We start from the raw sequence: 24241 nt of genomic DNA on the forward strand, positions 1-24241 counted from the left end.
GTTGATTTATGACATATTGAGAAGAGCATTTCTATTTTGAGAGATGCTCTTCTCTTTATGTTTTCGAAAAGAAGAACGTGGATATGCTTTATCTTCCTTGACTAGGCATATACTCAACTATAACCAGGCAAGTCTTGATGATATTGGAGAAGGGAGGGCTACCATGGAAGTCATAAATTGGTTGCGTGAATATCGCGAAGTAGAGGCCGCCCTAGCGTGGAGCGGAACGTTTGCAGACTATTTACAAATGGTAACTAACAACCCCAAATTGGCATATCATGCTCATGCTCGAATTTATGCGATGATCAAAGCGGCTGGGGTAGAAACAATTGGAGAGCAGAAAAGGTATAAATTTTTTGACAAAGAACTTTTTGGATTAGATAGAACGTTAGAACGTCTTATCGAAGAATACTTTCATAGTGCAGCCAAGCGTTTAGATGTTCGCAAAAGAATTTTGCTCTTAATGGGACCTGTTAGTGGTGGGAAATCGACAATTGTTAGCCTTTTGAAGCGTGGGCTTGAAGCCTTTACAAGGACAGACGAAGGCGCAGTCTATGCTATCGACGGGTGCCCAATGCATGAAGATCCGCTGCATCTTTTGCCTGTTTCGTTGCGTCCGCAATTCGAAGAATTGTATGGCATCCGCATTGAAGGGAATCTCTGCCCAGTTTGTCGTTTGCGTTTAGATGAAGAATTTGGTGGAGAAGTTGAACGTTTTCCTGCCAAACGAATACTATTTTCAGAAGAACAGCGGGTAGGGGTTGGGACTTTCACACCATCTGACCCAAAGTCGCAAGATATTGCGGACTTGACTGGGAGTATAGATTTTTCATCAATTACAGAATACGGATCAGAATCAGATCCGCGTGCTTATCGATTTGACGGAGAGCTCAATAAGGCTAATAGAGGTTTGATGGAATTTCAGGAAATGCTAAAATCTGATGAGAAGTTTCTCTGGAATCTCTTAAGTCTCTCACAAGAAGGTAATTTTAAAGCTGGACGATTTGCTTTAATCTCCGCAGATGAACTTGTGATAGCCCATACGAATGAAAGTGAATATCGAACGTTTATAGCAAACAAAAAGAATGAGGCTCTGCAGTCCAGAATTATTGTCATGCACATTCCCTATAATCTAAAAGTCAGTGATGAAGTGAAGATTTACGAAAAGCTAATAAGCCAAAGTGATATCAAGAATGTGCATATTGCCCCCCATAGCTTATGGGCAACATCTGTCTTCAGCGTCCTCTCTCGCTTGAAGCTATCAAAAAAACAAGGCATGGATCTGGTTAAGAAAATGCGAATCTATGATGGAGAAGATGTGGAGGGATTTAATCAAAAGGATATTAAAGAGTTAATGATGGAGGGAGAAGAATTAGGCGAGGGTATGGCTGGAGTAGATCCTCGTTACGTTATCAACCGTATTTCTACGGCATTAATTCGAGATGAACATGCGTGTATAAATGCCTTAGATATTTTAAGGGCCTTAAAAGACGGTTTGTCTCAACATACTTCAATCATGAAAGAAGAAAAAGACAATCTTTTGAATTTGATCTCTGTCGCTCGCCGTGAATATGACGAAATGGCTAAGAAGGAAGTTCAGAAAGCATTTGTATATGCCTACGAAGAATCGGCCAAGTCACTATTGAACAATTATCTTGATAATGTTGAGGCCTTTTGCAATTCGTCTAAATTATACGACCCAATAACCAGTGAAGAATTAGCGCCTGATGAGCAACTGATGCGTAGTATTGAAGAACAAATTGGGATTTCAGAAAATGCCAAAAAAACGTTTCGAGAGGAAATCCTAATCCGTATTTCGATGTATGCCCGCAAGGGAAGGACCTTTGGATACGCTTCACATGAACGGTTAAAAGAAGCCATTGAGAAGAAGCTATTTGCGGATCTTAAGGATATTGTGAAGATTACTACCTCTATCGATCATCCTGATCAGGAACAATTGTTAAGAATCAATAATGTTATGGATCGTCTCGTCAATGAGCACAGTTATTGCCCAATCTGTGCTAACGAAATTGTGAAATATGTTGGGGCCCTCCTTAACCGTTAAAGAGAAAGGGGGATAAGCGTGGCTGATGACATCATTGTGAGTCGTGATGACTGGAGTTTACACCGCAAAGGGTACCTCGACCAAACGAGGCACAAAGAAAAAGTTGAAGAAGTCGTTAAGCATCAACTGGGGGATTTAATAGTTGATGAAAGTATTATCTTGACTGATGGGAAGAAAAACATCAAGATTCCCATGCGTTCTCTGGAGGAGTTTCGCTTTAAGTATGATTTTAATAAAATGAATCATACTGGTCAAGGAACTAAGAAAATGGTTCCGGGCGAGATCATGGGTCGTGAACAGGGGAAGGGCAAAGGTGCTTCGAGGAATGGCGCTGGGGAAGAGCCTGGGGAGGACATCTATGAAGCAGAAATAACATATGAAGATTTAGCTAATATTCTTTTCGAAGAATTAAAACTACCTAACTTAGATGATAAAAAAAAGCCTCTTATCACGCATGATCGCCCTGAGTTCAATGATGTTAGAAAGAAAGGACTTATGGCAAATGTTGATAAGAAACGTACCTTGCTCGAAAGTATCAAAAGGTCTGCGTTAGCACAAAACCTCAAGAAAGATGTTAAATTGCGAATTACCCCAGAAGACCTGCGCTTTAAGACCTGGGAGACTCGTCCGAATTTTGAGACCAATGCAGTAATATTAGCAATGATGGATACGTCTGGTTCAATGGGACAATTTGAAAAATACATTTCTAGGACATTTTTCTTTTGGATGGTTCGATTCCTGAGACTGAAGTATGAACACGTCGAGATACGATTTTTAGCGCATCATACGGAGGCTAAAGAAGTAACCGAGGAAGAATTCTTCACGCGAGGGGAGAGCGGAGGAACTCGTTGTTCATCCGTGTATAAATACGCTTTAGATTTAATTGAAAGAGATTATCCACCGGAGCATCATAATATTTATCCAGTTCATTTTACAGATGGCGACAATATAGGCTCAGATAATTCCAGAGCCTTGTCGTTGATGAAAAGTTTGGTCGAAGTAAGTCAGGTCGTTGGGTATGGGGAGATCTTAAGAACACATTATTCCAGCACTTTAATGTCAACGTTGAAACGGATTACCGATCCAAAACTTCGCTTGGTTACGATTAGAGAGCGCGGCGAGGTATACGCCGCTCTCAAAACGGTCTTTTCGTGAGACCTCATAGGTAGGGGGTAGCTATGGACAGTGAAATGCAATCCTTAAGCACCATAGCGAATGATATCGCTCAAGTCGCTCGTGGTATGGGGCTTGATTTTTATCCGGTGAATTTTGAAATCGTACCTGCAGAAACGTTATACACGTTCGGCGCCTATGGAATGCCGGTGAGATTCACGCATTGGAGTTTTGGAAAGGCCTTTTACAGAATGAAGACTCAATATGATTTGAACTTGAGTCGAATTTATGAACTAGTTATTAACACGAATCCAGCTTATGCTTTTTTGCTTGAGGGAAACCGCCTAACCCAAAATAAGCTCGTGATCGGGCATGTATATGCCCATGTCGACTTCTTTAAGAATAATCGTTATTTTTCACGGACACCTAAGGATATGGTTGAACGTATGGCAGCTCATGCAGACAAACTCAGAGACTATGAATCGCAGTATGGCAGAGAATTGGTTGAACGAACCTTAGATGCAGTACTGGCAATTCAAGAACATGTGGATTATCGCTCCCACATAGGCACTAAAGAAAAAATGAAAAATATTCCTAATATTAATGTGCCGAGCAGACCTGAAGGGCATATGTGCAGTGGCAAGGCCAGTGTTGGAAAACATTCCTGTAATGGAAATTGTGCTGAAAAAGAAAAAAGCAAAGTTGAGCTTCAGAAGACTCGGACCAAAAGAGCGTCCTTACCCTATGAAGATTTATGGGGAGATTTATTAGAAGAAGAATGCAAATGTCTACCCCAACCGGAGTATGAAGATCTTTTACTCTATATTATGAAGTTTGCACCCGGGCTCGAAGAGTGGCAAAGAGATATTGTAAGTATTGTTCGTGAAGAATCGTTATATTTCTATCCGCAAATTGAGACTAAAATCATTAATGAAGGCTGGGCAACATTCTGGCATGCTAGAATCATGCATGAACTTGATCTCACTGATGCTGAGTCGTGGGAATTTGCGCATATGCACAGCCAAGTCGTACAGCCCTCTCGTATGGGATTAAATCCATATTATCTGGGGGTAAAAATATGGGAGTCTCTTGCTAAAGTTAAATCAGATGATGAACTTTTTGAGCTCCGGGAGATGGAGAATGATCTTTCGTTCATTCGTAATCATCTAAATCGCGAATTGGTTGAAGAACTCAATTTATTCAATTTCCGAAAGGTTGGAGCACATTGGCAGGTTACGGCAAATGAATGGGAGAAAGTGAGAGATAATCTAGTCCAACAATTAACAAATGGCGGGCATCCCCGAATAGTAGTAATTGAAGGAGATTATGAAGGCAAGGGCGGTCTATATCTCAAACACCGCCATGAAGGAATAGATCTCGATATTGCTTATCTTGAAAAAACTCTTACGCTTGTTCAATTCCTCTGGGGTAAAGCGGTTGCGCTTGAAACAGTGGTGGATACAAAGAAGGTCATCTATGAAGCGTTTAATGGACTAGTCAATAGGCGACAGGTTCCTAACACGGCAGTCAATAAGGAATGAATTTCTCCTGATTTCAAAGCAGATGTTAGAAATAACGTCTGCTTTAGTTAGAGGATTTCTCATTAGATTTATTGAGCCAGAGAACACAGGAGAACAAAATAGAACTATTAAGGGGTTGCCTGAGTGATAGGTCAGAGTAAGGAGGGCTAATTTGGAAGCAACGATCACGTTACTTGGAAAATTTGTTGAAACCATGATTTCGTCGTTTGGCTACTTCGGGGTATTTATTGCTATGGCTATTGAGAGTGCTTGTATTCCGTTACCAAGTGAAATCATTTTGCCTTTTACAGGGTTCATGGTGTTTTTAGGGCACTTTGGCTTTTGGCAAGCGACTGTCGTCGCAACTCTTGGCAATCTCTTCGGTGGGTTCGTAGCCTATTATGTCGGCGTATGGGGAGGGAGGCCTTTCCTTAAACGATATGGGCGTTATATCTTATTCAACGAACGAGAATTAGCATGGACAGAACGTTTATTTGAACGACATGGGGAAATGACAGTTTTAATAGGTCGCATGTTACCAGTCGTACGCACCTTCATTTCCCTTCCTGCTGGCATTGCTAGAATGAATCCAGTGAAGATGGCTGCTTACACGGCTTTAGGTGCATTTTTTTGGTGTGCATTGTTAATTTTTGTAGGCCAGAAACTAGGGCAAAATTGGAATTCGCTCAAACCAATGTTTCATCGAGCAGACTTAGTTATTGGAGGAGGCATAGTAATTGTAGTTGCATATTTCTTGCTAAAAAACTTTAAACCTAGAAAACGTTAAACAGTGTGCAGTAAAGGTTTTCCAAACAGTTTTGGAAATTCTAAGTGCAGTGGTATAATACAAGGGATAAAAACCCAACATAAAGGAGGTCACTCAGGTGACAAATGAAAATGCACAAGAACTAGAGTTGAAGGAAAACCCAATCGTAACAATCGAAATGGAAAACGGTAATATGATTAAAATTGAACTTTATCCGTTGATTGCCCCCGAAACAGTTAAGAATTTTGTGACTCTTGTCTCTCAAGGCTTTTACGATGGTCTCATTTTTCATAGAGTTATCCCAGGCTTTATGATTCAAGGTGGCGACCCAAATGGGACAGGGATGGGTGGCAGTAAGCAAACTATTCCTGGTGAGTTTTCTGCTAACGGTTTTAAGAATGATCTAACACATGATATCGGCGTTGTTTCAATGGCTCGTACCTCAGCTCCTAACTCCGCGAGTTCCCAATTTTTTATTGTAGTTAAGGCTTCAAGCCATTTAGATGGTCAGTATGCTAGTTTTGGAAAAGTCATTGAGGGTATTGAAGAAGTTCATCGAATTGTCAGTGTTCCAAAAGATCGTGGAGATAAGCCATTAGAAGATCAAAAAATGAAAAAAGTTTCCCTGCAAGCTTAGTTTTACTTGTTTGTTTTAAATAAGTTTACATTACGAAAAGAGGAGGGCCTAGCCCTCTTTTTCTTACTAGTCAGAAATGATAATTTTCTGAAGGTCCCTTCTCACCAGCCATGGCTACAGGGAGACTCGCCGTTCATGGCCGGCGCCTGAAGGCTAGGCGTTAGCCAAGTATCTATAAATGTACACTAAAAGTATTTTCAGCGGAGGGAGGTGTTTTAATGTTAGACTTGTTGCGTTTGTTTGGTCAAGTTGTGGAGGAACAGAGCTTTACAGTGGTCGCGCGGAAATTGGGAATTAGCCAGCCTGCAGTATCCAATCAGATGAGAGCACTTGAAGAGAAATTAGGAGTTAAATTACTATACCGCAAAGGCAAGAGTTTTGCCCTAACCCCTGAGGGAGAAACTGTTTATAGGCATGCCTTGCTCTTGAACGATGAATGGACAGAGCTAATGCGAGAAATCGGTGGTTCAGAAAGAGTAATGAACGGGAAAGTACATATTGGGGCTTCCCACATACCCGGCGAATATTTGCTTCCGATTTACATAGCTTCTTTTCGGAAATTGTATCCAGAAATAAAGTTTAAACTGTCCATAGGGGACAGTCTTGAAATGGCAGAAAAAGTTCTTGCCAATGAAGTTGATTTTGCGGTTATCGGGTCAGTATTCGATACTGAAAAACTAACCTCAGAATTTTGGTTGCAAGATGAACTTGGGTTTGTAGTCTCCAGTGAGCATACATGCAGTCAGAAAAAAATTATTGATATAAACACACTCAAGGAAAATCCTATGATTGTCCGGGAGATTGGGTCCGGACATCGGAGAGCTTTAGAGGAGGCACTTGTGAAACGTGGGCTCGATCTAAATGACTTTAATATAGCTTTAGAAGTTGGAAGTACAGAAGCCGTGAAAAATTCTGTTCGCGCTGGTATTGGATACTCATTTCTTTCAAAGCATGCCTTAGAGTTTGGTGATTCACACGGTTTAGTATGGACCAATGTCGAAGATTTTTATATTCAACGAGGGTTTTACCTCTTAACCCGTAGGAATAAGACGTTAACTGCTATTGCGGATGAATACTACCGTTATCTGGCAGGTCAGAGGCCAATTCAGAGGACCAAATTCAGAAGCCAGAGGTCAGATCGAGAAGTTAGGAACCCTTCGTAGGGTCTTTTTATGAGATTTCTGTATCCAGGAATCTCATGGCATTATCCCAAAGTAACAGGGTTTTTACATCGCCTGTTAGAGAGAGTTCCTTTAGGGCTTGGATTGCGTTAAAGGGAGAGTAATCCATGACGGGGAAATCCGACCCAAAAATAAATTTAGTAGGATATGCTTCAATTGCTTTGAGCCACTCTTCCTGCACTGGAAAACGTGGATTACCGAAGATGAAAGCCGTGTCAAGGTATACGTTTGGATAGCTAGCAGCTAATTTAACAGCGAGGGAGAAGTCATTAGGGAGACCCATGTGCGCAATTGTAACCTTAAGATTGGGAAAGGACCTGAGCACTTCCCGAAGGTTCTCAACTCGTGTATAAGGGCTTTCTATCGGCATACCACTTGCATGAAGAATGAGCCCCTTCCGTCTAGCACAAAGCATTCGATACATAGGCCACAAACGCTCGTCATTAACAGCAACCTTTTGAACGAATGTATGGATTTTGACACCTGGAAAATTCCATTCATCGAGGGCTTGCCCTAAGATACTCTCCATAGCCTGATCCTCCTGATGAAGGGCAGCAAAAGGGTGTAACCATGAATACTGTGTACATAGGTCTTTTAACCATAAGTTAATCCCTACTGCCATATCTCGTTTATGTACATAGCCTAATACAAAAGCTGACGTTACCCCGATGTTTTCGAGATACTTTAATAATTCCTCGATGGGTTGTCGATAGGGCATAGTCCACCCTTGCTTTACAAACCAGTGTAAAATCGCCTCCATTAAACGGTATGGGAAAACATGGATGTGTGCATCGCAGATTTTATGAATATCATTCATTGCAGTTTCAGTGCTCGTATTACTTAGTTGTATAGGGCTCACTAACTTATACTCCCTTCTAGCAGTATAATAGTTTAATATGTCTAAATAATTCGACATTTCAGACCAAACTCCTTGCATAAATCCAAATAGCGCACATCCATGTTCTGGCATGTTTGAATATTGAATAAAGGAGAGGCACAGGTGAACTTGTTTTTAAGTGAATTTAATATTCGAGCATGGCGTCTGATTAAACATTATGAACTAGAGAAGGCTGCTGATGTTACGCTTATATACGGAAAAAAAGGACTAGGGAAAACGTCTATATTGCGGTATCTCCACGAACATAGGGGACAACATGAGAGGGGGATTTTAGCGGATGCGTTGGCATTTGCTCATCAGTACGCATACGCGGCTCAAGATAATAAGCTTAATTCATTTAGGCAACGATACCGTAGGACGAGGTTACTGTTGATTGATGATCTACAAGTCTTGGAAGGTAAAGTCAAAACTATTGAGGAACTTCATTATACTTATGAATATGTCATTGAAAATGGAGGCAAGATGGTAATCACACTTGAAGGCGATACCCCAAATCTTGAATTCCTAGGCAAGCGGCTCGCCTCACGCTTTTTGAGTGGAGTGGCCGTCCCTATAGCTGTACCTCTTGACAATGAATTAGAGCGTTTTATGGTGGAATATATTCAGCAAAAGCACCTATTTATGGACCAAGAAATTCCGGGGATGATCGCAAACTTAACAGACAATTTAGCAGAGGCTTTAAAGATCATTGAACAATTTATTGAATTCGCAGTATTACAAGAAAATGAATTAAGTTTGCAATGTTTCCAGGCATATTGGGAAACTAGAGTAAGAAAAGGAAATAACGCGACTGAACCTATAAATATTATTAAACAAGTTGCTCAATCAATGGAAATTCCAGTTGATGAATTGCTAGGACCTAGTCGAAAACCTAGGGTGAACGAAGCGAGAGAAATGGCGATTTATGCAATTCGAATGCTTTGTCAGATTTCATATCCAGCCATTGCGTGTTATTTTAATCGCAATCATTCTACCATGATAATCTCACATAAAAAAATGCAAGAAAAATTGACAAAAGACCATAGACTAGAACAAATATACAATACTATTATAAAGGTATTTCAAGTATGATATTTAGCCAAACAATTCTATTCATGCTTTGAGGAGTATAATTAAGTCAAAATCTATGGAAAGATAAGGAGTGGACATATGTCGGTTAACATACAGCGGGTTGGGGTGCTAACTAGTGGCGGAGATGCTCCAGGTATGAACGCGGCACTACGCGCGGTGGTCAGAAAAGGAATTTACCATGGACTTGAAGTTTATGGGATTAACCGTGGCTACGAGGGGCTCATTCACGGAGAAATTCAACAAATGAGCGTAGGGTCTGTCGCAGATATTGTGTTGCGCGGCGGAACTATCTTAAAGACTGCACGTTCCGAAGAAATGCGGACAGTAGAAGGGCAGCAGAAGGCCTTAGAACAGTTACATAAGATGCGACTTGATGCTTTGGTAGTGATTGGGGGAGACGGGTCTTTTCGAGGTGCTCAAACCTTAGTTGCTCAAGGGATACAAATTGTGGGTATTCCTGGCACCATTGACAATGATATTGCAGGGACTGATTTAACAATAGGATTCGATACGGCCACCAATACGGTGGTGGATGCAGTGAGCAAAATAAGGGATACGGCTTCTTCCCACGAACGAACTTTCCTTGTCGAAGTTATGGGTAGAAATTGTGGTAATATTGCCCTTCAGGCTGGTTTAGCATGTGGAGCAGAATCAATTTTAGTGCCCGAAATACCGTTCGATCTGGATGAGATTAGTGATAAACTAAAGCGCGGACATCAACGAGGGAAAAATCATAGTATTATCTTAGTTTCTGAAGGCGTCGGAAGTGTTTACGAAATTGGCAAAGAATTAAGGACTCGATCGGGATTTGAGACTCGTATTACAATACTGGGGCACTTACAACGCGGCGGAAATCCAAGTGCGTTAGATGCAGTAATCGCAGCAGCCATGGGTGGAAAAGCGATTGAAATCCTTTTAGCTAATGACACAAATAGGATGACTGCCTACATTAATCAAACCGTCGTTTCTTGCCCATTAGATGCTGCTTATGGTGCACGACGTCCCTTTGACAGAGACCTTTATGATTTAGCCAATGAGCTTTCAATTTAATCGGATAATATTTTAATCAGAAATGAGGGTGAGTAATGAAAAAGCAAGTAAGTCCTAGTATAGTGATTGATTATACGGGGATGATGAGCTCCGCTCAAAATCCAAAGGGGTTTAAAAAGGAAGAATTGTTGGGACTTCAAAATGAGTTGGATCAAGCTCAGACTGCACTTTCGTCTCTGCGGGATTCTGGGAAGCTCGATTTTTCAAAGCTTCTGGATCCTATGAAAGCCCAACTCTCAATGATCGTCGAATATGCGGATAATGTCGTCTCTAAATATGATAACTTCGTTGTTTTGGGAATCGGTGGCTCAGCGCTCGGCCCTCTGGCGGTTCACCAAGCTCTCAATCATTACTATTATAACGAACTTCCGTCCGAAAAGCGCAGTTACCGCCCCCGCCTTTATGTCATGGACAACATTGATCCCGTCCGGTTTAATGAATTGTTACAAATACTTGATCCAAGGAAAACCCTTTTCAATGTCATTTCAAAATCGGGCAACACATCAGAGACGATGGCCCAGTTTCTAATTGTTCGAAACACTCTACGCCGAGTATGTGGTGAAAGTTACGCAGAACATATAGTCGTTACCACTGATAAGGAAAAGGGAAATCTTCTTCCTATTGTCCTTAAAGAAGGATATCAGAGGTTTGTTATTCCAGCAGGAATTGGCGGACGTTTCTCTGAACTGACACCAGTAGGCTTGCTGGCGGCTGCAATATGTGGGATCGACGTTCATCAACTGCTTGAAGGCGCTTTAGCGATGGATCAATGGATTCGTGATTCAAAAGGGGTCTACTCTAACCCCGCACAATTGCGAGCTGCCCTAGCTCATTTGTCCGGGCAAAGAGGGAAAAACATTTCCGTGTTCATGCCTTACGCTGATGGCTTAAAAACAATGGCAGACTGGTATGCTCAATTGTGGGCGGAAAGCTTAGGGAAACGTTTTGATAGACAGGGACGAGTCCTTCATGTCGGACAGACACCGGTAAAAGCGTTAGGGGTAACAGATCAACACTCCCAAGTTCAATTATATGTCGAGGGGCCTGATGATAAGGTCATAACCTTCGTAACCGTAGATAAATTTAAAGAAACTCGCGAGATTCCTATGGATCTGGAATTACCAGAGGACATTCAATTCTTGAGTGGACGAACCTTGGAAGAGTTGTTATATGCAGAACAAAAAGCCACCGAATACGCATTAACCCTAGCCGGCCGACAACATCAAAAGCTTATACTGCCCACTTTGGATGCGTATAACGTGGGGCAATTACTACTTCTACTTGAGTGGGAGACGGCCTATATGGGTGAACTATTGAATATTAATGCGTTTGACCAACCAGGGGTTGAAGAAGGGAAAAACGGGACCTATGCTTTAATGGGACGCAAGGGATATGAAGCGAGAAAAAAAGAAATTGAGGAATATGGAGAAGTAAGGTATGTATTAGATGGAATGATCTAAAAAGGAGAACCAATAGAATGTTGTGGACAACAAAAGAAGAGAGAATCCGCATCGGCGGATTCTCTCTTCTTTTATCCAATCTGAGACCCCTTTGGATGTGTCATGATCATGGTTTGTCGAATAGTTGAATACAAGAAGAAGAGGGAATAGCCATGATATCCCTCTTCTGTACGCCTATTAAACTTTTATTATCAGATTAATTAGATTCTGCTTCCACCTTTAAGGTGTTCCTCTGCAAATTGAATCATTCGTTTGGTCATTTGGCCACCGACAGAACCGTTTTCACGACTTGTACGGTCACCACCAAGTTGAAGACCCATTTCGTTTGCTACTTCATACTTAAATTGATCCAATTGTTGGGAAGCCCCTTGAGCTGCGGGTGTATTACTGTTTCTTTCTCCTGCCATGATAGGTACCCTCCTTTAAATTGTGTTATTTTTTATGTCCGTATGGCCTTATTATCTTATCCAGATTGCGATGCTTAACACTGGTAATTTATAATTAATTAGGGTGCAGTTTCCTTGTATAATTATATAAAAGACTAAGAGGTAGTTTTGATGTGGATTTTCACTGTCCCAACTAAACCTGTCACTGTACTCGAGCAATTTTCCCAAATTCCTAGCCTTTTTGTTTGATATAAAAAACAAGCGTAGAATTTGCGATACAAACTATTCGTAAATAATACCTACTAAACCCTTTAAGGATAGGCTATCTCGCATTATTAACCACTTTTCGAAGTTAACCATATTTATCACGATTTCGACATGGACCTTAACGTATAATGATGAAACCGGTGAGGAAATCGCATGGGAATACTGATAAGGCGGGATGATAGCAAAATGAAGAGCATAAAGATTATTATTGTGGATGATAACCTAAGTTTTTGTTCAATGTTACAGAACTACCTACAAAGTCAAGAAGATTTTAATATTATTGGAGTTGCTAACAATGGCATAGAAGCTTGGGAACTTCTTCAAACCCAGGAACCAGATTTGATCATTCTCGACTTAGTGATGCCGAATCTGGACGGCATAGGCGTTTTGGAACGGATTAATTCTCGAACAACGAAAGCCCGGCCAAAAATTATCATGCAAACGGCTTTTGGACAGGAATCTCTCACGCATCAAGCGATGATGCTCGGTGTAGATTACTTTATCCTAAAACCATTTGATGTGGATATTCTCTGCAAACGTATTCGTTTCTTAACACAGGATTTGGCGACAACGACAGCTGAACCTGCACAGTTTTCGTCTTCAACTTATCCGAAAGTGACAACTGTGGGAAGCGAGTATAATCTAGTCTCCGAAGTAACCTCGATGATGCATCAAATTGGGATTCCTGCCCACGTTAAAGGGTACCAATATATTCGTGAAGCAATTTTGATGGTGGTGGAAGATGTCTCTTTGATTGGGGCCGTAACTAAGGAACTCTATCCTGGAATTGCAAAAAAGTTTGATACTGCATCTAGCAGGGTAGAGCGCGGAATTCGTCATGCCATAGAACTTGCTTGGGAACGTGGACAAAAAGAAACTCTTAAACGAGTTTTTGGATATTCCATGAATATTGAGCGTCAAAAACCTACGAACTCTGAATTTATAGCACTTCTTGCCGATAAATTTAGAGTCCTGACTAATGTAAGCTAAGACACTTCCTCTAAGAAGGATTTTACCTCAATCGAGTCGAATTTACTTAAAGAGGTGAAATCAGTGGAACCTATTTTTGCTTTAGATATTGGAACCCGTATGGTTATGGGGCTTGTAATGATTAAGAACGAAGACCAAGGTTATGAAATCTTGGCAAGCGCACGAACGGAACATCGGCAGCGTGCCATGTATGATGGTCAGGTTCATGACGTTGAAGAGGTAGCTCGGGCCGTTATAAGGGTCAAAGAGATTCTAGAAAAAAAACTCAATGTACCCTTGAAGCAAGTCGCTGTGGCAGCAGCCGGACGGGCGCTCCGAACTGAAGTGGCAGTTGCGGAACATAAGGAACTACTACCGGTGCGGTGGGAACGAGAAGATGTCTTAGCTTTAGAAATGGAAGCAGTCCATCTAGCGCTTCGTCAACTGAAAACATCAGCAGACGATGCTTCGCAAAGTTATCACTGTGTAGGATATAACCCTATAGCCCGCTGGAATGAAGGGGAGGAAATATCTAGTTTGATCGGGCAACGGGGGAAGGTTGCGAAAGTTTCTGTTATAGCAACCTTCTTGCCTCGGACTGTTGTTGATGGCTTGGTAGCCGTATTAAGCCGAGTAGGTCTTGAAATGACCAGTCTGACACTTGAGCCGATTGCTGCAGGTCAGGCTGCTATTCCTGTGAATATGAGGCGTCTTAATCTGGCATTGGTTGATATTGGGGCTGGAACTGCGGATATTGCCTTGACGCGTAATGGATCTTTTTTCGCTTACGGAATGGTTCCGATGGCCGGAGATGCAGTCACTGAGGAAATTTGTGCGCATTATTTACTCGATTTTAAGGTCGGTGAAAAGGTAAAACGAGACCTAAATACAAAAGCAGAACTAAATTTCAAGGATTTTCTCGGAGCTAAAGTCGTTGTGAAGAAAGAAGAAGTTATAAAGATTATTCAATCAGTAGTCGGGAAGATCGCGGAGAATATTTCAGGAGAGATTATGAATCTCAATAATGAGGTCCCTCAGGCGGTAATTCTTATTGGCGGTGGAAGTTTAACCCCCATGCTCTCCGAAATGTTAGCAGAGACTTTGGGGATTCCGCAGAATAGAGTAGGTATTCAAGTCAGAGAACGGTTAAGTGAGATTTATGGAGAGAAAAGTATCAAAGGGCCAGAAAGTATTACCCCGATCGGTATTGGAATTGCCGCCCTCGAAGGAAGTGGGTTGCAGTATTACACTGTGAGAGTGAATGGTGCACGTGTTTCGATCTTTGAATTGCAATTAGCAACGGTTGCAGAAGCTTTACTCGCTGCTGGGATCTTGCCACGTTCTTTTTTTGGAAAGCTAGGAACAGCATTGACTTTTGAATGGAATCATGAAATGCGGGTCATCAAGGGAACTATGGGAAGTGCAGCACAATTATTAGTCAATGACAAACCCAGCAAATTAGATCAAGCACTTAAAGTGGGAGATGATATAGTCTTTGTCCCTGGAGAGCCAGGAGAGGATGCTCAGGTGTGTTTCAAAGATATATTGCCACCAGCGGAGTCTAAATGGATTGTCTGGAATGGAAATCAAAAGGAATTTTCTCCTCAGGTTTTTGTGAATCAGGAATTGGCGTGTGAAACGGACGAAATTTTAGATGGATATAAAATAACATACCTGCCTAACGATAATTTAGAAAATCTTTGCAATCAAATGGGCTATGATTTGCAGAAAAAAGAGATTGAAATATATATCAATGGAGAGAAACAGATCTTTAAATTAACCCATGAGCTATTAGTCAATGGTTGTGGGGTAGATAGTAGTCATATTGTCCGAGCAGGGGACTCAATAGAGGTTCGCCTAAGGCAGATCACTGTCGGCGAACTGAAGTTAGAGGCAAAGCCCATTACGTTCAGTGTCAATGGGATGCATTTAGAATATCCTCCGCAAGAAAAGATCATTTTATTTCATGGGCGTCCTATATTGGAAGATCAACCTCTAATAGATGGAATGGATCTAAGGGTAGAGGGATATAAGAAAATGCCGATCCTAACTGATCTTTTGCCATATGTAAAGTTTCCTGATGAACTTCTTCCAGGGGCTTCCTTAAAACTTAGTGTCAATGGTATACCGGCAGAATTCACAACGGTTTTACATCCGGGTGATCGTATTTTGGCAACGTTTGAATAAGGTCTTCAAGCTGAAATTTAGCAGGAATGCTTGACAATTGCTCGATACGCCATAAAATAGTAATGGAGGTGTTTAGACATGGTATTTCAATGGTTATTGGCTTTCGTTGTTATTGGTACGTTAATTGTTACACTGTACTCTGATTCGTTAGCAGCTAAGAAGAAGCATTCCAGTTATTTTAAAACAGTTCAAAAACCAACTGGAAAAAAAGAACGTGAAGCAGCCATACCTAATCTTAGTCAATACGATCAATTCTTTACGAAATTGAACGCATTTTAATAATAACAGATCCGATGGTGAACATCGGATCTGTTATTATGTATTAACCACGTGGTACCCGGGTATATAGAAGTTAGGAACCCGGATATTTTAGTCTAGGAGGAGTGAAAATGCACCAGTACTGGTTTTACATAGGGGATTTCCCTATACGTGCCTACGGAACACTATTCGCGTTGGCCTTCATCGTCGGAGTTGGCCTAACACTATATTTTGCCAAAGTTGAAGGCCGAACGGAGTATATGGAACCCATCATGGATTTAGCCCCTATTTTGCTCCTTTCAGGTTTATTGGGTGCTCGTTTCTGGCAGGTGTTCTTTTTCGATTGGGCCTTTTATCGTCAGCATCCGGGTGAAATTATTGCCATCTGGCATGGTGGGCTTTCGATTCAAGGGGGTGTGGTCGGGGCATTATTAGCTGGCGGAATTTACGTCTGGTTAAAGAAATTGCCTTTCTGGGAATTAGCTGATCTAATTGCCCCAGGGCTTATGCTCGCCCAATCGATCGGACGGAATGCCAATCTTATGAATGGTGACGCATTTGGAGGACCGACAGGCGGGGATTTTGGAATACTCTATCCTGTTGGCACAATTGCTAGAGACACATTTGGAAACCAACCATTGTGGCCTGCCGAAGTGTGGGAAGGGCAAGTTGACGTGATTATCTTTGCTCTTCTCGTAGTCTTGAAAATGAGAAAATGGCCAACTGGCGTGATCTTTTTGTTGTACATGGTCTTATACAATCTATCAAGATTCTTCTTGGAGAGTCTTCGTGGGGATAGTCCACGGTTTTTATTCAACTGGTCTGCGGCGCAATGGAGTAGTATGGTTGCGGTAGGCATTGCCCTATTGCTCTTGGCTTGGAGAGTATGGAGAGACCGACAATCCAAGGTAGCATAGTGCAAGAAATATAGCGAAAATTTGGCTAGCACCAAGCCTTCGGGCATTGGTGCTAGCCTTAGTGTACTTATAATTTAAGAGTTATTCCTATGATTCTAAAAATAAATGCTTAAAAATTGCAGGATTTTCCGATGGAAAATAGAAAATTAAGATAAACGGAGAAAGAGTGACGTCTTTAACTTAATTGCTATCTTTCCCCAAACTATTCTTTAGGCCCTACTTGACTGAGGGGAAAAGTACTCCTATGATTCCCCCAATACCACCCGATACTAGGGCTAGGATAGTTTTCTCCCCCATTTTTAGCCATGATGGTGTATCAGACCAGAAAATGGAAGATAGGAGCAGTACCATAAGAATAAATCCAAGACCGACGGACAATCCATAGTACAATCCCTTTGTGCCTGCTTGGTAAGCTGTGATTAAGGCAGCGACGAAGATACTTGAGCCAAAGATAATGTTGATCGACAGTTCAGATTCTGGGAGTAGGGTGAAGGTAAGTAGAACACCAAACACAAGTGACATTAACAAAGCCAAGATGGATGCCAAGAGAACGCCTTTTAGAATTAAGCTGAACTGAAAGGATTTTGCCATTATTATCCCTCCTTTGTTGATTACTACCTATGCCTTAATTTAATGGAGTATGACAATTAAGCGTTATAAACTATAATTAAAATCGAGGAGGAATTAAAAATGAAAAAAATGATTCCTGATTTTGTAAAAATGAAGCAGGCTGGTGAGAAAATTAGTATGCTAACAGCCTATGATTATCCTTCTGCTCAGTGGGTCGAAGAAGCGGGAATCGATACGATCCTTGTCGGAGATTCTTTGGGGATGGTAGTACTGGGATATGATTCAACAGTACCAGTAACAATGGAAGAAATTCTTCATCATACCAAAGCTGTGCGCAGAGGTGCTACCAAGACATTTGTAATAGCTGATATGCCGTTCATGAGTTACGCTTCAATTGACCTTGCGCTCATGAATGCAGGTCGACTCCTTAAAGAAGGGGGAGCAGATGCAGTTAAACTTGAAGGTGGAGTAAATGTTGTCCCTATTGTTTTAGCTCTTACAAGAGCGGGAATTCCCGTTGTCGGACATATTGGACTAACTCCTCAAACGGCAAATCAACTAGGTGGATTTAAAGTTCAAGGGCGAGACATAGACCGTGCCAAGCAGCTAGTTAAAGATGGTCAGGCCTTAGAACAAGCAGGTGCCTTTTTACTTGTACTTGAGGCCATACCGCGGCAAGTGGCAGGGCAAATTTCGACAGACCTGACAATACCTACAATTGGAATTGGGGCGGGACTAGACTGTGACGGTCAAGTACTCGTGTTTCACGATATATTAGGACTATTTGAACGATTTAAACCTAAATTCGTTAAACAATATGCTTCACTAGGTAAGGAAGCGGTTCTGGCGTTGCAGGACTTTCACAAAGAGGTAAAATCGAGTCAATTTCCAGCTTCGGAACACACTTTTGCCTTATCAGACGAAGTTGTTGAAAAACTCTATGGGAATAAATAAATTAACTGCTAAATAGGATTATTTAAGTTTAATTAAAAATGATCTTTGTATAGCTTTTCTCTTTAAATTTGCTATAATATAATTACTTTTTAATTAAATTAATAAATAATGAGAAAGGATGGGCTAAGATTGAGATTAAAGGAAAAAACACATCGTAAATTTGTCGAATTTTTTGAAAAGATTTCTAGTATGTATCATGGTAAGGATTTCGAATTAGCATATTCAGATATTCAGCGTGAAACAGGAGCAGCAAGTGTTACCTTAAAACGTGCGATTCAGGCCTTAGCGGAAGATGGAGTTATCGAAGTGCATTCAGGACGCAACTCGAGGTATGCACGTTTTCGATATCTTTTGCCTGTTCAGGAAAATGAAGAGAAAAATCCCGAAGCCTTACTTAATGAAACGCGAAACTCAGAAAATTTGAGTGACGGAGAAAAGCCTCAGCCTGGACGAATTCTGGAGACAATCAATGAGGACGTCACAGAGTTAAGCCAGCTTGTTGATCACCTTCGTCGGCGTGTGCGTAATCAAGAAATGTCCATTGCCTTACTTCAAGATCGTTTAGCGGAAATAGAGGACAAAATGAGAAAGAGATAATTTCCAAGCATTTGCTAGAGATTTTTTTGCAAAGTGGTGTTATAATGTGAATACATCCTGAGTTGTGCGTGTGATTATCATGGTTTTGATCCTATTTAGTGACACGGGAGCTGAATGTTAGGTTAGTACAACAAGCCCTTTCGAGGGGAAGTTGGAAAGCTTAAACTAGGTGCCCACCTGCGAGAGCGGGGTCAGAAACCTGAAGTCATACGGCAAGTTGGGGGAGGGTAGGGAATAGGAATATTCACTACCCTTTTTATATTAAGGGGTGTATTTATGGCGACTCGAATCATACTAACTCGTCATGGCCAGACCATATGGAACATTGAAGGACGAGTTCAAGGAAGTTTGGACTCTCCGCTTACAGAAAAGGGGATACTTCAGGCCCGTTCCTTAGCAGTTAGACTAAGAGATGAGGATATTGACCATATTTATTCCAGTGACTCCTGTCGAGCGATAGGTACTGCAGAAGAGATTCGTTGTGAACTTGGGCTTGAAACAGTGTACACAAACCCTGCGCTCCGCGAGTTTGCCTTTGGTGAATGGGAAGGGCTGATCTGGCAAGACTTACGAATTGCTAATCCAGAGGTATTTAAAATTTGGGACTCGGAGCCGCATCTAGTTACTACACCCGGTGGCGAGAACATGGGATTAGTCATGGAAAGGGCCTGGAAATTTTTACAGCAAATTATTGCCAGCTATCCAGATGAGACGGTATGTATTGTAACCCATGGGTTAACTCTAAAGATGCTAGTTACGAAAGCATTAGGTTTTGAGGTCCATGAGTGGGCTAAAACACCATGGCAACATAATACGGCCTTGAACATCTTTGAGATTGTTGGAAACCAATGGATGCCAATACTCGTTGGAGATTGCAAGCACTTAGAGGAATCTGAGTTGATTTAGAAGTTAAATCACTAATTCAGAAAAACGTAAACATAACGATATTAATTTCTGTAAAAAAATAGGCGTAAGGGATAAGCTATAGCTGTCCCGTACGCCTATTTTTTTACTAAGTCAAAGCCCAGTCGCTGGGCGAAATCGCTAATCTGACATCTTCCTGAGAAGTGAGAAGGAAGTTACTTCGTGCTTTTCTCCCAATCTTGCATAAACAGAGTACCTAATTTGATGGAGGCTGAAGGAGAAGGGACAGTAATGGAAAATTCATGGTTAGTGACAAATGAAGTTCGTGTCCAGTTTGCACTGCTTAGAAAGAAAGTTGAGTTATCGAAAATGGCTAAGTGCATTCCGAGCGGCGTTTCAGTTGGAAAATATCGGATGGAAATGTTGCTGGAGGTCAATTTCTCTAGGGAAGCCGGTGATTTACTCATCACAGCTCGATCTAGAATTAGACGAACGTCTCGTCCTTTCTCGGCAGCATCAACTAGGGCCTGAATTAAATCAGAATCAGATATTTCAGAGATTTCTATCCAGATGGATGTTATGCTAGCTGATATCTTCTCGGCAAGTTGTTGTTTAACCTTGGCATTGGTGGCTAGTACAATATAATCATCGGGTAAAGTGGAAGTCTCCGGCACAGACAGGGGGAATGTAGTGGTGAATTCCCAATCCTTTGAGAACACAGTTGCGGCTTTCCAAGCTGATCTTCCAGATAATTCTACGGCAAGATCATGGGCGAGAAGCCCATCAGCAGTCCATGGTGGTCCATAAACCATAGCTGCTTTTTGGTCAACAATTAAGTACTTAGTGTGGTTGATCTGTCCCTTTTGCGCAGGATAATACTGAATTGATACATTTTGACTCTTTAATAGATCTAATGTTGTTCGATTTACTTTTTGCCATTGGTCCAAGAGGATGCGGACCTCAATCCCAGCTTGGGATTTTACAAGGAGGAGCTGAATAAGTTGAGGGTCATCAAACTCAGCTTGTTCAACATAAATAGACGTTTGTGCAGATTGAATGAGGGATAACGTTCGAGCATAAATTGCATCTTTATCAACATAGAGCGCTTCTGGGGGCAGGTTGGAAATTGGGGCTGGTTCAGAAGTAAAGTTAGGAAACTTAAGTGAACACCCACTTAAAAACAACATACTGAATGTCAGCAGAAAGATAGAAACGATGAATCTCAGTTTTGACATGGTAGTTCATTCTCCCAAGGTTAAAAATATTGTCTATATTATACCATAAACAATCACTAGGTTAATAGTTTTAAGAGGCATAACTCTTCTAAGTTCCTCATACTAGTCAGAAAGTATAACTTTGAGTAATACTTTCTTGAAGGTCCCTTCTCGCCGTCCAAGACTACAGGGACACTCTTGCCGTCCATGGCCAGCGCATAAGTGCAACTAAGGCCATCACCGGCGCCTGAAGGCTTGGTACTTGCCAAGTTTTCTATATAAAATTCGCAAGGGAGTTTATTAATTGAAAGGGTTTAGATTTATGAAGCTGTTTAAATCTAAGGTGTTCATATTATTAATTGTCTTGTGTCTTAGCGCAATTTCATGGCTGGTTTATACAAAGATTATTATAAAGCCGATCCTCAATGATTCTAAACCAGCTGAATTTTCCGCGACGCTGGCTTATGAGCATGTGAAGTATCTTGTCCAAAAAATTGGGCCTAGACCTGCAGGCAGTAAGGCGGAGCTGACGGCAGCTCAGTATATTAGTTATGTATTGAAGCAAAATGGCTGGAAAGTTCGTGAGCAGCCATTTAGTAAAGTTGTCATTCGAGAAGCTTCAGTCTTACAACAAGAACAACAGGTCGAACTAATCAGTAGCCAAAACATTATCGCCGAGTTGCCGGGGAGTCTGCCCGACACCATTGTAGGCGGTGCACATTATGATTCTGCTAATCTAAATGCTCCTGGGGCACTTGATAATGCTTCAGGTGTGGGGGTCTTATTAGAGCTTTCCCGAGTTCTAAGTAAAGTACCACATCAAGAAACCTATCAATTGATTTTCTTTGGAGCAGAAGAGTATGGGCTGGTCGGGTCGCAATTCTATACATCACAAGCAGACTTATCGGCGGTTCGATGGATGCTCAATGTAGACATGGTCGGGACACCATTAGAAATAGATGTTGCAGGCAAAAAATCTGCACCTCCAGAGTTGATTAAGCAAGTCACAGCTTTGGCAAGTGATAGTGGCATCCCATTTCACATAAGTCGCGATTTTATAATGATGACCCGTGAAAGTACGCACGGTGGATCAAGTGACTTTAGTTCCTTCTTGGATAAGGGTATTCCAGCACTTGGACTAGGTATATTTGGACGGCCTGAAGGATATTATCATCGACCGGAAGATCGTTTGGAGCGTGTGTCGCTGGACGAAATGCAGAAAATAGGTGAGTATACTCATCGATTGCTAACATCTGTAAAGCTGGAACAGCTCGGACCGAGCGTTTGGGATGAGTTGTATCTACCATTTGTGTTAGGAAGTAATGTATTTATACTCACGAGTAACGGAATACGTTGTTTTACCTTTTTAACATTTTTAGGGACTGCTTTAATGTTAATGGGGGTTTTTAGGAAAGATATAGAGAAACAAAGAGCAAACTGGAAAAAAGTGTTTTACATTCTAGGGGTTATGCTATTACTGAGTGTGTTAGTGGTTGGCTTAAGTGGGGTGGGAGAATTTCTCTGGAGTTGGATTAAACAGGTACAGGTATTGCATCACGCCTACCCTCTACTTTTTCTCGCTGCTCGTATCGGTATTGCCTTAGGAATTTTTATGGCCGTTGCGAGTTGGCTTCATAAGGTTCCTTTAGCAAGGGATCCCCAAATATATTGGTTTACTGGAGTTTCACTTCTTTTTGCAGTTAGCTTAGTGTTAGCACTCATTCGTATTGACCTTGCCTTTCCTTTTGTGTTTTGGCTTCTGTGTATGGTTATGCAGTTTTTCTTACCTAATATTTTATTAGTTTTACTGGGGCCCTATTTTATTTATACGATCCATTTTGAACTCATAAATTCTCAGCAGTGGGGCAGCTTTTACGAGGCGCTACACAAATATAGTCTGATCTTTCTCGTGATTTATAGCTTACTACTAATTCCGCTTTTTCTTGCCGCGCTACATGTCGCAATCACTAAAATACAGCTTTCGAAGAAGATATTGAATCATATTCGAAAACCAGCACTGATCATGATAAGTCTCCTGATTTTATCCTTAGGATTAGTCCCAATTTACACAAGAAGTTACCCACAGACAGTCGTAGTTCGAGAAGAGTGGTCAGGGAATAACGATGGATTACTTCATATTTTCTCTGAGGAACGTCTGCCTCATGAATTAGTGAAAGATTTGAATGCCCAAGAAGGCAATAGCCAATTTGTCCCGATTCTTAATGAATTGGCCCCGATAAACGTTGATGCATCCGTGGTAGAAAAAAACAAAGATGCGATGAGAACCCTCGATATCTCTTTTATGCTTAATTATCCAAGGGAACCCTATTTAATTCGTTTCAAATTAGAAAGCTCTCATCCTTTTGAAATCCAAACAGACGATTTTCTACCAATAGCTAAACTTCCTAAAAAAATTGAATTAAAAGGTGTCCTTCAACCCTCTGGTAATTATTCAATCACCCTACAGAGAACGCCTCCCCATAAAAAAATAATCCATTTGGCTGTAGAGACAGAGGGAATAATGACGTGTACATTCGAGGCCATATTTCCTGATCTGTCACCGCGCTTAAAAATTCAAAACACACTTTTATCGGTTGATTATGAGATACAGTTTAAAGAAAGTTATGATTTTTAAATAACTCACCTTGCATACGTTAAAACTATTAGGGAAAAATAAAGATAGCGTGAGGAGAGTGAAATAAATGTATAAATTGATAGCAGTCGAAACTGGACTAGAAAATGTAACTCGGGCTTTACATGACGCAGGATTTAAGACGACTCCTCTAGAGGGTCAATCCTTAAAAACCGTCCGAGCCGTTGTCGTCAAAGGAGACGGAACAGATGTTTTGGCCCCTGAATGGCCTGTGAAAATGCCTGTGATCAATGCATCGGGGCGGAGCGCAGACGAAATCGTAGATGTTCTGCGGGATCGCCTCTCTTAAAGGCATAAGTTGTTATGGAACCGTCCTTCCATTTTGATGTTCGATATTCGACGTTTGTGTACGAATTAAGGAATGCTCAACAGTTTCTCGTGCCTCAAAGAATTCCTTGATTCGAACCATGAATTTCGTACCACGAACATCGATTGAGAGGGCGGCTTCTTTTTTCACTAAGATGGATAAGATACCATATAATGGATTATAATCAATACACTCATTTTGAAGGAGTTGTTCTTATGTTCTTTGGCGTCATCCCCTTTGCCTTAGGTTTTGGATTAGGGACTTTAGCAGCACCGCGCTATGTTCCGTATCCAGCGTATTCCGCATATCCTCCCCCGTATCCGTATCCGTATCCGTA

22 protein-coding genes and 1 other RNA gene are annotated in these 24241 nt (G+C 41.3%); 19 read left to right on the forward strand and 4 right to left on the reverse strand.

The features are described from left to right. Positions 1 to 163 precede the first annotated feature (163 nt). From E4K67_RS16995 to E4K67_RS17020, 6 genes are all read left to right on the forward strand, one after another. A complete protein-coding gene (locus E4K67_RS16995) occupies positions 164 to 2065 on the forward strand; it encodes a PrkA family serine protein kinase (RefSeq protein ID WP_135548810.1) in 1902 nt (633 codons plus the stop codon). An 18-nt stretch (positions 2066 to 2083) separates the two neighbouring features. After that, positions 2084 to 3220 carry a sporulation protein YhbH gene (yhbH, locus tag E4K67_RS17000; protein ID WP_135548812.1) on the forward strand — a complete coding sequence of 379 codons (1137 nt, stop codon included), beginning with the start codon at positions 2084 to 2086 and terminating at the stop codon, positions 3218 to 3220. 23 nt (positions 3221 to 3243) lie between these two features. After that, on the forward strand, positions 3244 to 4719 hold the full coding sequence (locus E4K67_RS17005; RefSeq protein WP_135548814.1) for a SpoVR family protein: 1476 nt from the start codon (positions 3244 to 3246) through the stop codon (positions 4717 to 4719). A 193-nt stretch (positions 4720 to 4912) separates the two neighbouring features. Then, the gene (locus E4K67_RS17010) at positions 4913 to 5485 is read left to right on the forward strand and encodes a DedA family protein (RefSeq protein WP_135549346.1); all 573 of its coding nucleotides are present in this window, start codon (positions 4913 to 4915) and stop codon (positions 5483 to 5485) included. A gap of 97 nt (positions 5486 to 5582) precedes the next feature. Then, a complete protein-coding gene (locus tag E4K67_RS17015) occupies positions 5583 to 6101 on the forward strand; it encodes a peptidylprolyl isomerase (protein WP_243454523.1) in 519 nt (172 codons plus the stop codon). A gap of 218 nt (positions 6102 to 6319) precedes the next feature. Next, complete coding sequence (locus E4K67_RS17020) at positions 6320 to 7264, forward strand: selenium metabolism-associated LysR family transcriptional regulator (RefSeq protein WP_135548816.1); 945 nt, start codon at positions 6320 to 6322, stop codon at positions 7262 to 7264. A 7-nt stretch (positions 7265 to 7271) separates the two neighbouring features. Here the strand turns inward: E4K67_RS17020 and E4K67_RS17025 are convergent, their stop codons facing one another. Next, positions 7272 to 8198 carry an amidohydrolase family protein gene (locus tag E4K67_RS17025; RefSeq protein ID WP_206752210.1) on the reverse strand — a complete coding sequence of 309 codons (927 nt, stop codon included), beginning with the start codon at positions 8196 to 8198 and terminating at the stop codon, positions 7272 to 7274. 84 nt (positions 8199 to 8282) lie between these two features. Here E4K67_RS17025 and E4K67_RS17030 point away from each other — a divergent pair, with 84 nt between their 5' ends. The 3 genes from E4K67_RS17030 (at position 8283) to E4K67_RS17040 (ending at position 11761) form a co-directional block, all read left to right on the forward strand. Further along, the gene (locus E4K67_RS17030) at positions 8283 to 9251 is read left to right on the forward strand and encodes a DnaA/Hda family protein (RefSeq protein ID WP_135548820.1); all 969 of its coding nucleotides are present in this window, start codon (positions 8283 to 8285) and stop codon (positions 9249 to 9251) included. Positions 9252 to 9329: 78 nt separating this feature from the next. Further along, entirely contained in the window at positions 9330 to 10301 is a 972-nt protein-coding gene (pfkA, locus tag E4K67_RS17035) for a 6-phosphofructokinase (protein WP_135548822.1), read from the forward strand. A gap of 35 nt (positions 10302 to 10336) precedes the next feature. Beyond that, positions 10337 to 11761: a glucose-6-phosphate isomerase gene (locus E4K67_RS17040; RefSeq protein ID WP_135548824.1), complete on the forward strand. Its 1425-nt coding sequence runs from the start codon at positions 10337 to 10339 to the stop codon at positions 11759 to 11761. Between the two features lie 200 nt (positions 11762 to 11961). On the opposite strand, the gene E4K67_RS17045 is transcribed toward E4K67_RS17040, so the two are convergent. Then, positions 11962 to 12168 carry an alpha/beta-type small acid-soluble spore protein gene (locus E4K67_RS17045; RefSeq protein WP_135548825.1) on the reverse strand — a complete coding sequence of 69 codons (207 nt, stop codon included), beginning with the start codon at positions 12166 to 12168 and terminating at the stop codon, positions 11962 to 11964. Between the two features lie 432 nt (positions 12169 to 12600). Between E4K67_RS17045 and spo0A the strand changes: the two genes are divergently transcribed. From spo0A to lgt, 4 genes are all read left to right on the forward strand, one after another. Further along, a complete protein-coding gene (gene spo0A, locus E4K67_RS17050; RefSeq protein ID WP_135548827.1) occupies positions 12601 to 13404 on the forward strand; it encodes a sporulation transcription factor Spo0A in 804 nt (267 codons plus the stop codon). Between the two features lie 63 nt (positions 13405 to 13467). After that, the gene (locus E4K67_RS17055) at positions 13468 to 15570 is read left to right on the forward strand and encodes a cell division protein FtsA (RefSeq protein ID WP_199242577.1); all 2103 of its coding nucleotides are present in this window, start codon (positions 13468 to 13470) and stop codon (positions 15568 to 15570) included. A 78-nt stretch (positions 15571 to 15648) separates the two neighbouring features. Continuing rightward, positions 15649 to 15849, forward strand: a complete 201-nt coding sequence (locus tag E4K67_RS17060; protein ID WP_135548828.1) for a hypothetical protein — start codon at positions 15649 to 15651, stop codon at positions 15847 to 15849. A gap of 110 nt (positions 15850 to 15959) precedes the next feature. After that, positions 15960 to 16745 (forward strand): prolipoprotein diacylglyceryl transferase, encoded by a 786-nt coding sequence (gene lgt, locus E4K67_RS17065; protein ID WP_135548830.1) that lies wholly within the window; start codon positions 15960 to 15962, stop codon positions 16743 to 16745. Positions 16746 to 16961: 216 nt separating this feature from the next. On the opposite strand, the gene E4K67_RS17070 is transcribed toward lgt, so the two are convergent. After that, complete coding sequence (locus E4K67_RS17070; protein ID WP_135548832.1) at positions 16962 to 17336, reverse strand: TIGR04086 family membrane protein; 375 nt, start codon at positions 17334 to 17336, stop codon at positions 16962 to 16964. A gap of 99 nt (positions 17337 to 17435) precedes the next feature. On the opposite strand from E4K67_RS17070, the gene panB reads away from it, so the two are divergent. The 4 genes from panB (at position 17436) to E4K67_RS17090 (ending at position 19772) form a co-directional block, all read left to right on the forward strand. Next, positions 17436 to 18269 carry a 3-methyl-2-oxobutanoate hydroxymethyltransferase gene (gene panB / locus E4K67_RS17075; protein ID WP_135548834.1) on the forward strand — a complete coding sequence of 278 codons (834 nt, stop codon included), beginning with the start codon at positions 17436 to 17438 and terminating at the stop codon, positions 18267 to 18269. A 129-nt stretch (positions 18270 to 18398) separates the two neighbouring features. Then, positions 18399 to 18866, forward strand: coding sequence for an IclR family transcriptional regulator (locus E4K67_RS17080; protein ID WP_135548836.1), 468 nt, complete (start codon positions 18399 to 18401; stop codon positions 18864 to 18866). 51 nt (positions 18867 to 18917) lie between these two features. After that, positions 18918 to 19094: non-coding RNA, 6S RNA (gene ssrS, locus E4K67_RS17085), on the forward strand. A 48-nt stretch (positions 19095 to 19142) separates the two neighbouring features. After that, complete coding sequence (locus E4K67_RS17090; protein WP_135548838.1) at positions 19143 to 19772, forward strand: histidine phosphatase family protein; 630 nt, start codon at positions 19143 to 19145, stop codon at positions 19770 to 19772. 173 nt (positions 19773 to 19945) lie between these two features. Here E4K67_RS17090 and E4K67_RS17095 read toward each other — a convergent pair whose 3' ends face one another. After that, positions 19946 to 20965 carry a phospholipase D-like domain-containing protein gene (locus tag E4K67_RS17095; protein ID WP_135548840.1) on the reverse strand — a complete coding sequence of 340 codons (1020 nt, stop codon included), beginning with the start codon at positions 20963 to 20965 and terminating at the stop codon, positions 19946 to 19948. Positions 20966 to 21248: 283 nt separating this feature from the next. Between E4K67_RS17095 and E4K67_RS17100 the strand changes: the two genes are divergently transcribed. Further along, a complete protein-coding gene (locus tag E4K67_RS17100; protein ID WP_243454524.1) occupies positions 21249 to 23579 on the forward strand; it encodes a M28 family metallopeptidase in 2331 nt (776 codons plus the stop codon). Positions 23580 to 23646: 67 nt separating this feature from the next. Further along, positions 23647 to 23886: a YkuS family protein gene (locus E4K67_RS17105; protein ID WP_135548843.1), complete on the forward strand. Its 240-nt coding sequence runs from the start codon at positions 23647 to 23649 to the stop codon at positions 23884 to 23886. The last annotated feature ends 355 nt before the right edge of the window (positions 23887 to 24241 follow it).

The sequence above is a fragment of the Desulfosporosinus fructosivorans genome (assembly GCF_004766045.1).
Classification (GTDB): domain Bacteria; phylum Bacillota; class Desulfitobacteriia; order Desulfitobacteriales; family Desulfitobacteriaceae; genus Desulfosporosinus; species Desulfosporosinus fructosivorans.

Excerpts from the sequence above, each read along its gene's own strand:
- E4K67_RS16995 (WP_135548810.1), top strand. The coding sequence starts at position 164 with ATGGAAGTCATAAATTGGTTGCGTGAATATCGCGAAGTAGAGGCCGCC.
- E4K67_RS17005 (WP_135548814.1), top strand. The coding sequence starts at position 3,244 with ATGGACAGTGAAATGCAATCCTTAAGCACCATAGCGAATGATATCGCT.
- E4K67_RS17010 (WP_135549346.1), top strand. The coding sequence starts at position 4,913 with ATGATTTCGTCGTTTGGCTACTTCGGGGTATTTATTGCTATGGCTATT.
- E4K67_RS17020 (WP_135548816.1), top strand. The coding sequence starts at position 6,320 with ATGTTAGACTTGTTGCGTTTGTTTGGTCAAGTTGTGGAGGAACAGAGC.
- E4K67_RS17025 (WP_206752210.1), bottom strand. The coding sequence starts at position 8,198 with ATGTCGAATTATTTAGACATATTAAACTATTATACTGCTAGAAGGGAG.
- pfkA (WP_135548822.1), top strand. The coding sequence starts at position 9,330 with ATGTCGGTTAACATACAGCGGGTTGGGGTGCTAACTAGTGGCGGAGAT.
- E4K67_RS17040 (WP_135548824.1), top strand. The coding sequence starts at position 10,337 with ATGAAAAAGCAAGTAAGTCCTAGTATAGTGATTGATTATACGGGGATG.
- E4K67_RS17045 (WP_135548825.1), bottom strand. The coding sequence starts at position 12,168 with ATGGCAGGAGAAAGAAACAGTAATACACCCGCAGCTCAAGGGGCTTCC.
- spo0A (WP_135548827.1), top strand. The coding sequence starts at position 12,601 with ATGAAGAGCATAAAGATTATTATTGTGGATGATAACCTAAGTTTTTGT.
- E4K67_RS17060 (WP_135548828.1), top strand. The coding sequence starts at position 15,649 with ATGGTATTTCAATGGTTATTGGCTTTCGTTGTTATTGGTACGTTAATT.
- lgt (WP_135548830.1), top strand. The coding sequence starts at position 15,960 with ATGCACCAGTACTGGTTTTACATAGGGGATTTCCCTATACGTGCCTAC.
- E4K67_RS17070 (WP_135548832.1), bottom strand. The coding sequence starts at position 17,336 with ATGGCAAAATCCTTTCAGTTCAGCTTAATTCTAAAAGGCGTTCTCTTG.
- panB (WP_135548834.1), top strand. The coding sequence starts at position 17,436 with ATGAAAAAAATGATTCCTGATTTTGTAAAAATGAAGCAGGCTGGTGAG.
- E4K67_RS17090 (WP_135548838.1), top strand. The coding sequence starts at position 19,143 with ATGGCGACTCGAATCATACTAACTCGTCATGGCCAGACCATATGGAAC.
- E4K67_RS17095 (WP_135548840.1), bottom strand. The coding sequence starts at position 20,965 with ATGTCAAAACTGAGATTCATCGTTTCTATCTTTCTGCTGACATTCAGT.
- E4K67_RS17105 (WP_135548843.1), top strand. The coding sequence starts at position 23,647 with ATGTATAAATTGATAGCAGTCGAAACTGGACTAGAAAATGTAACTCGG.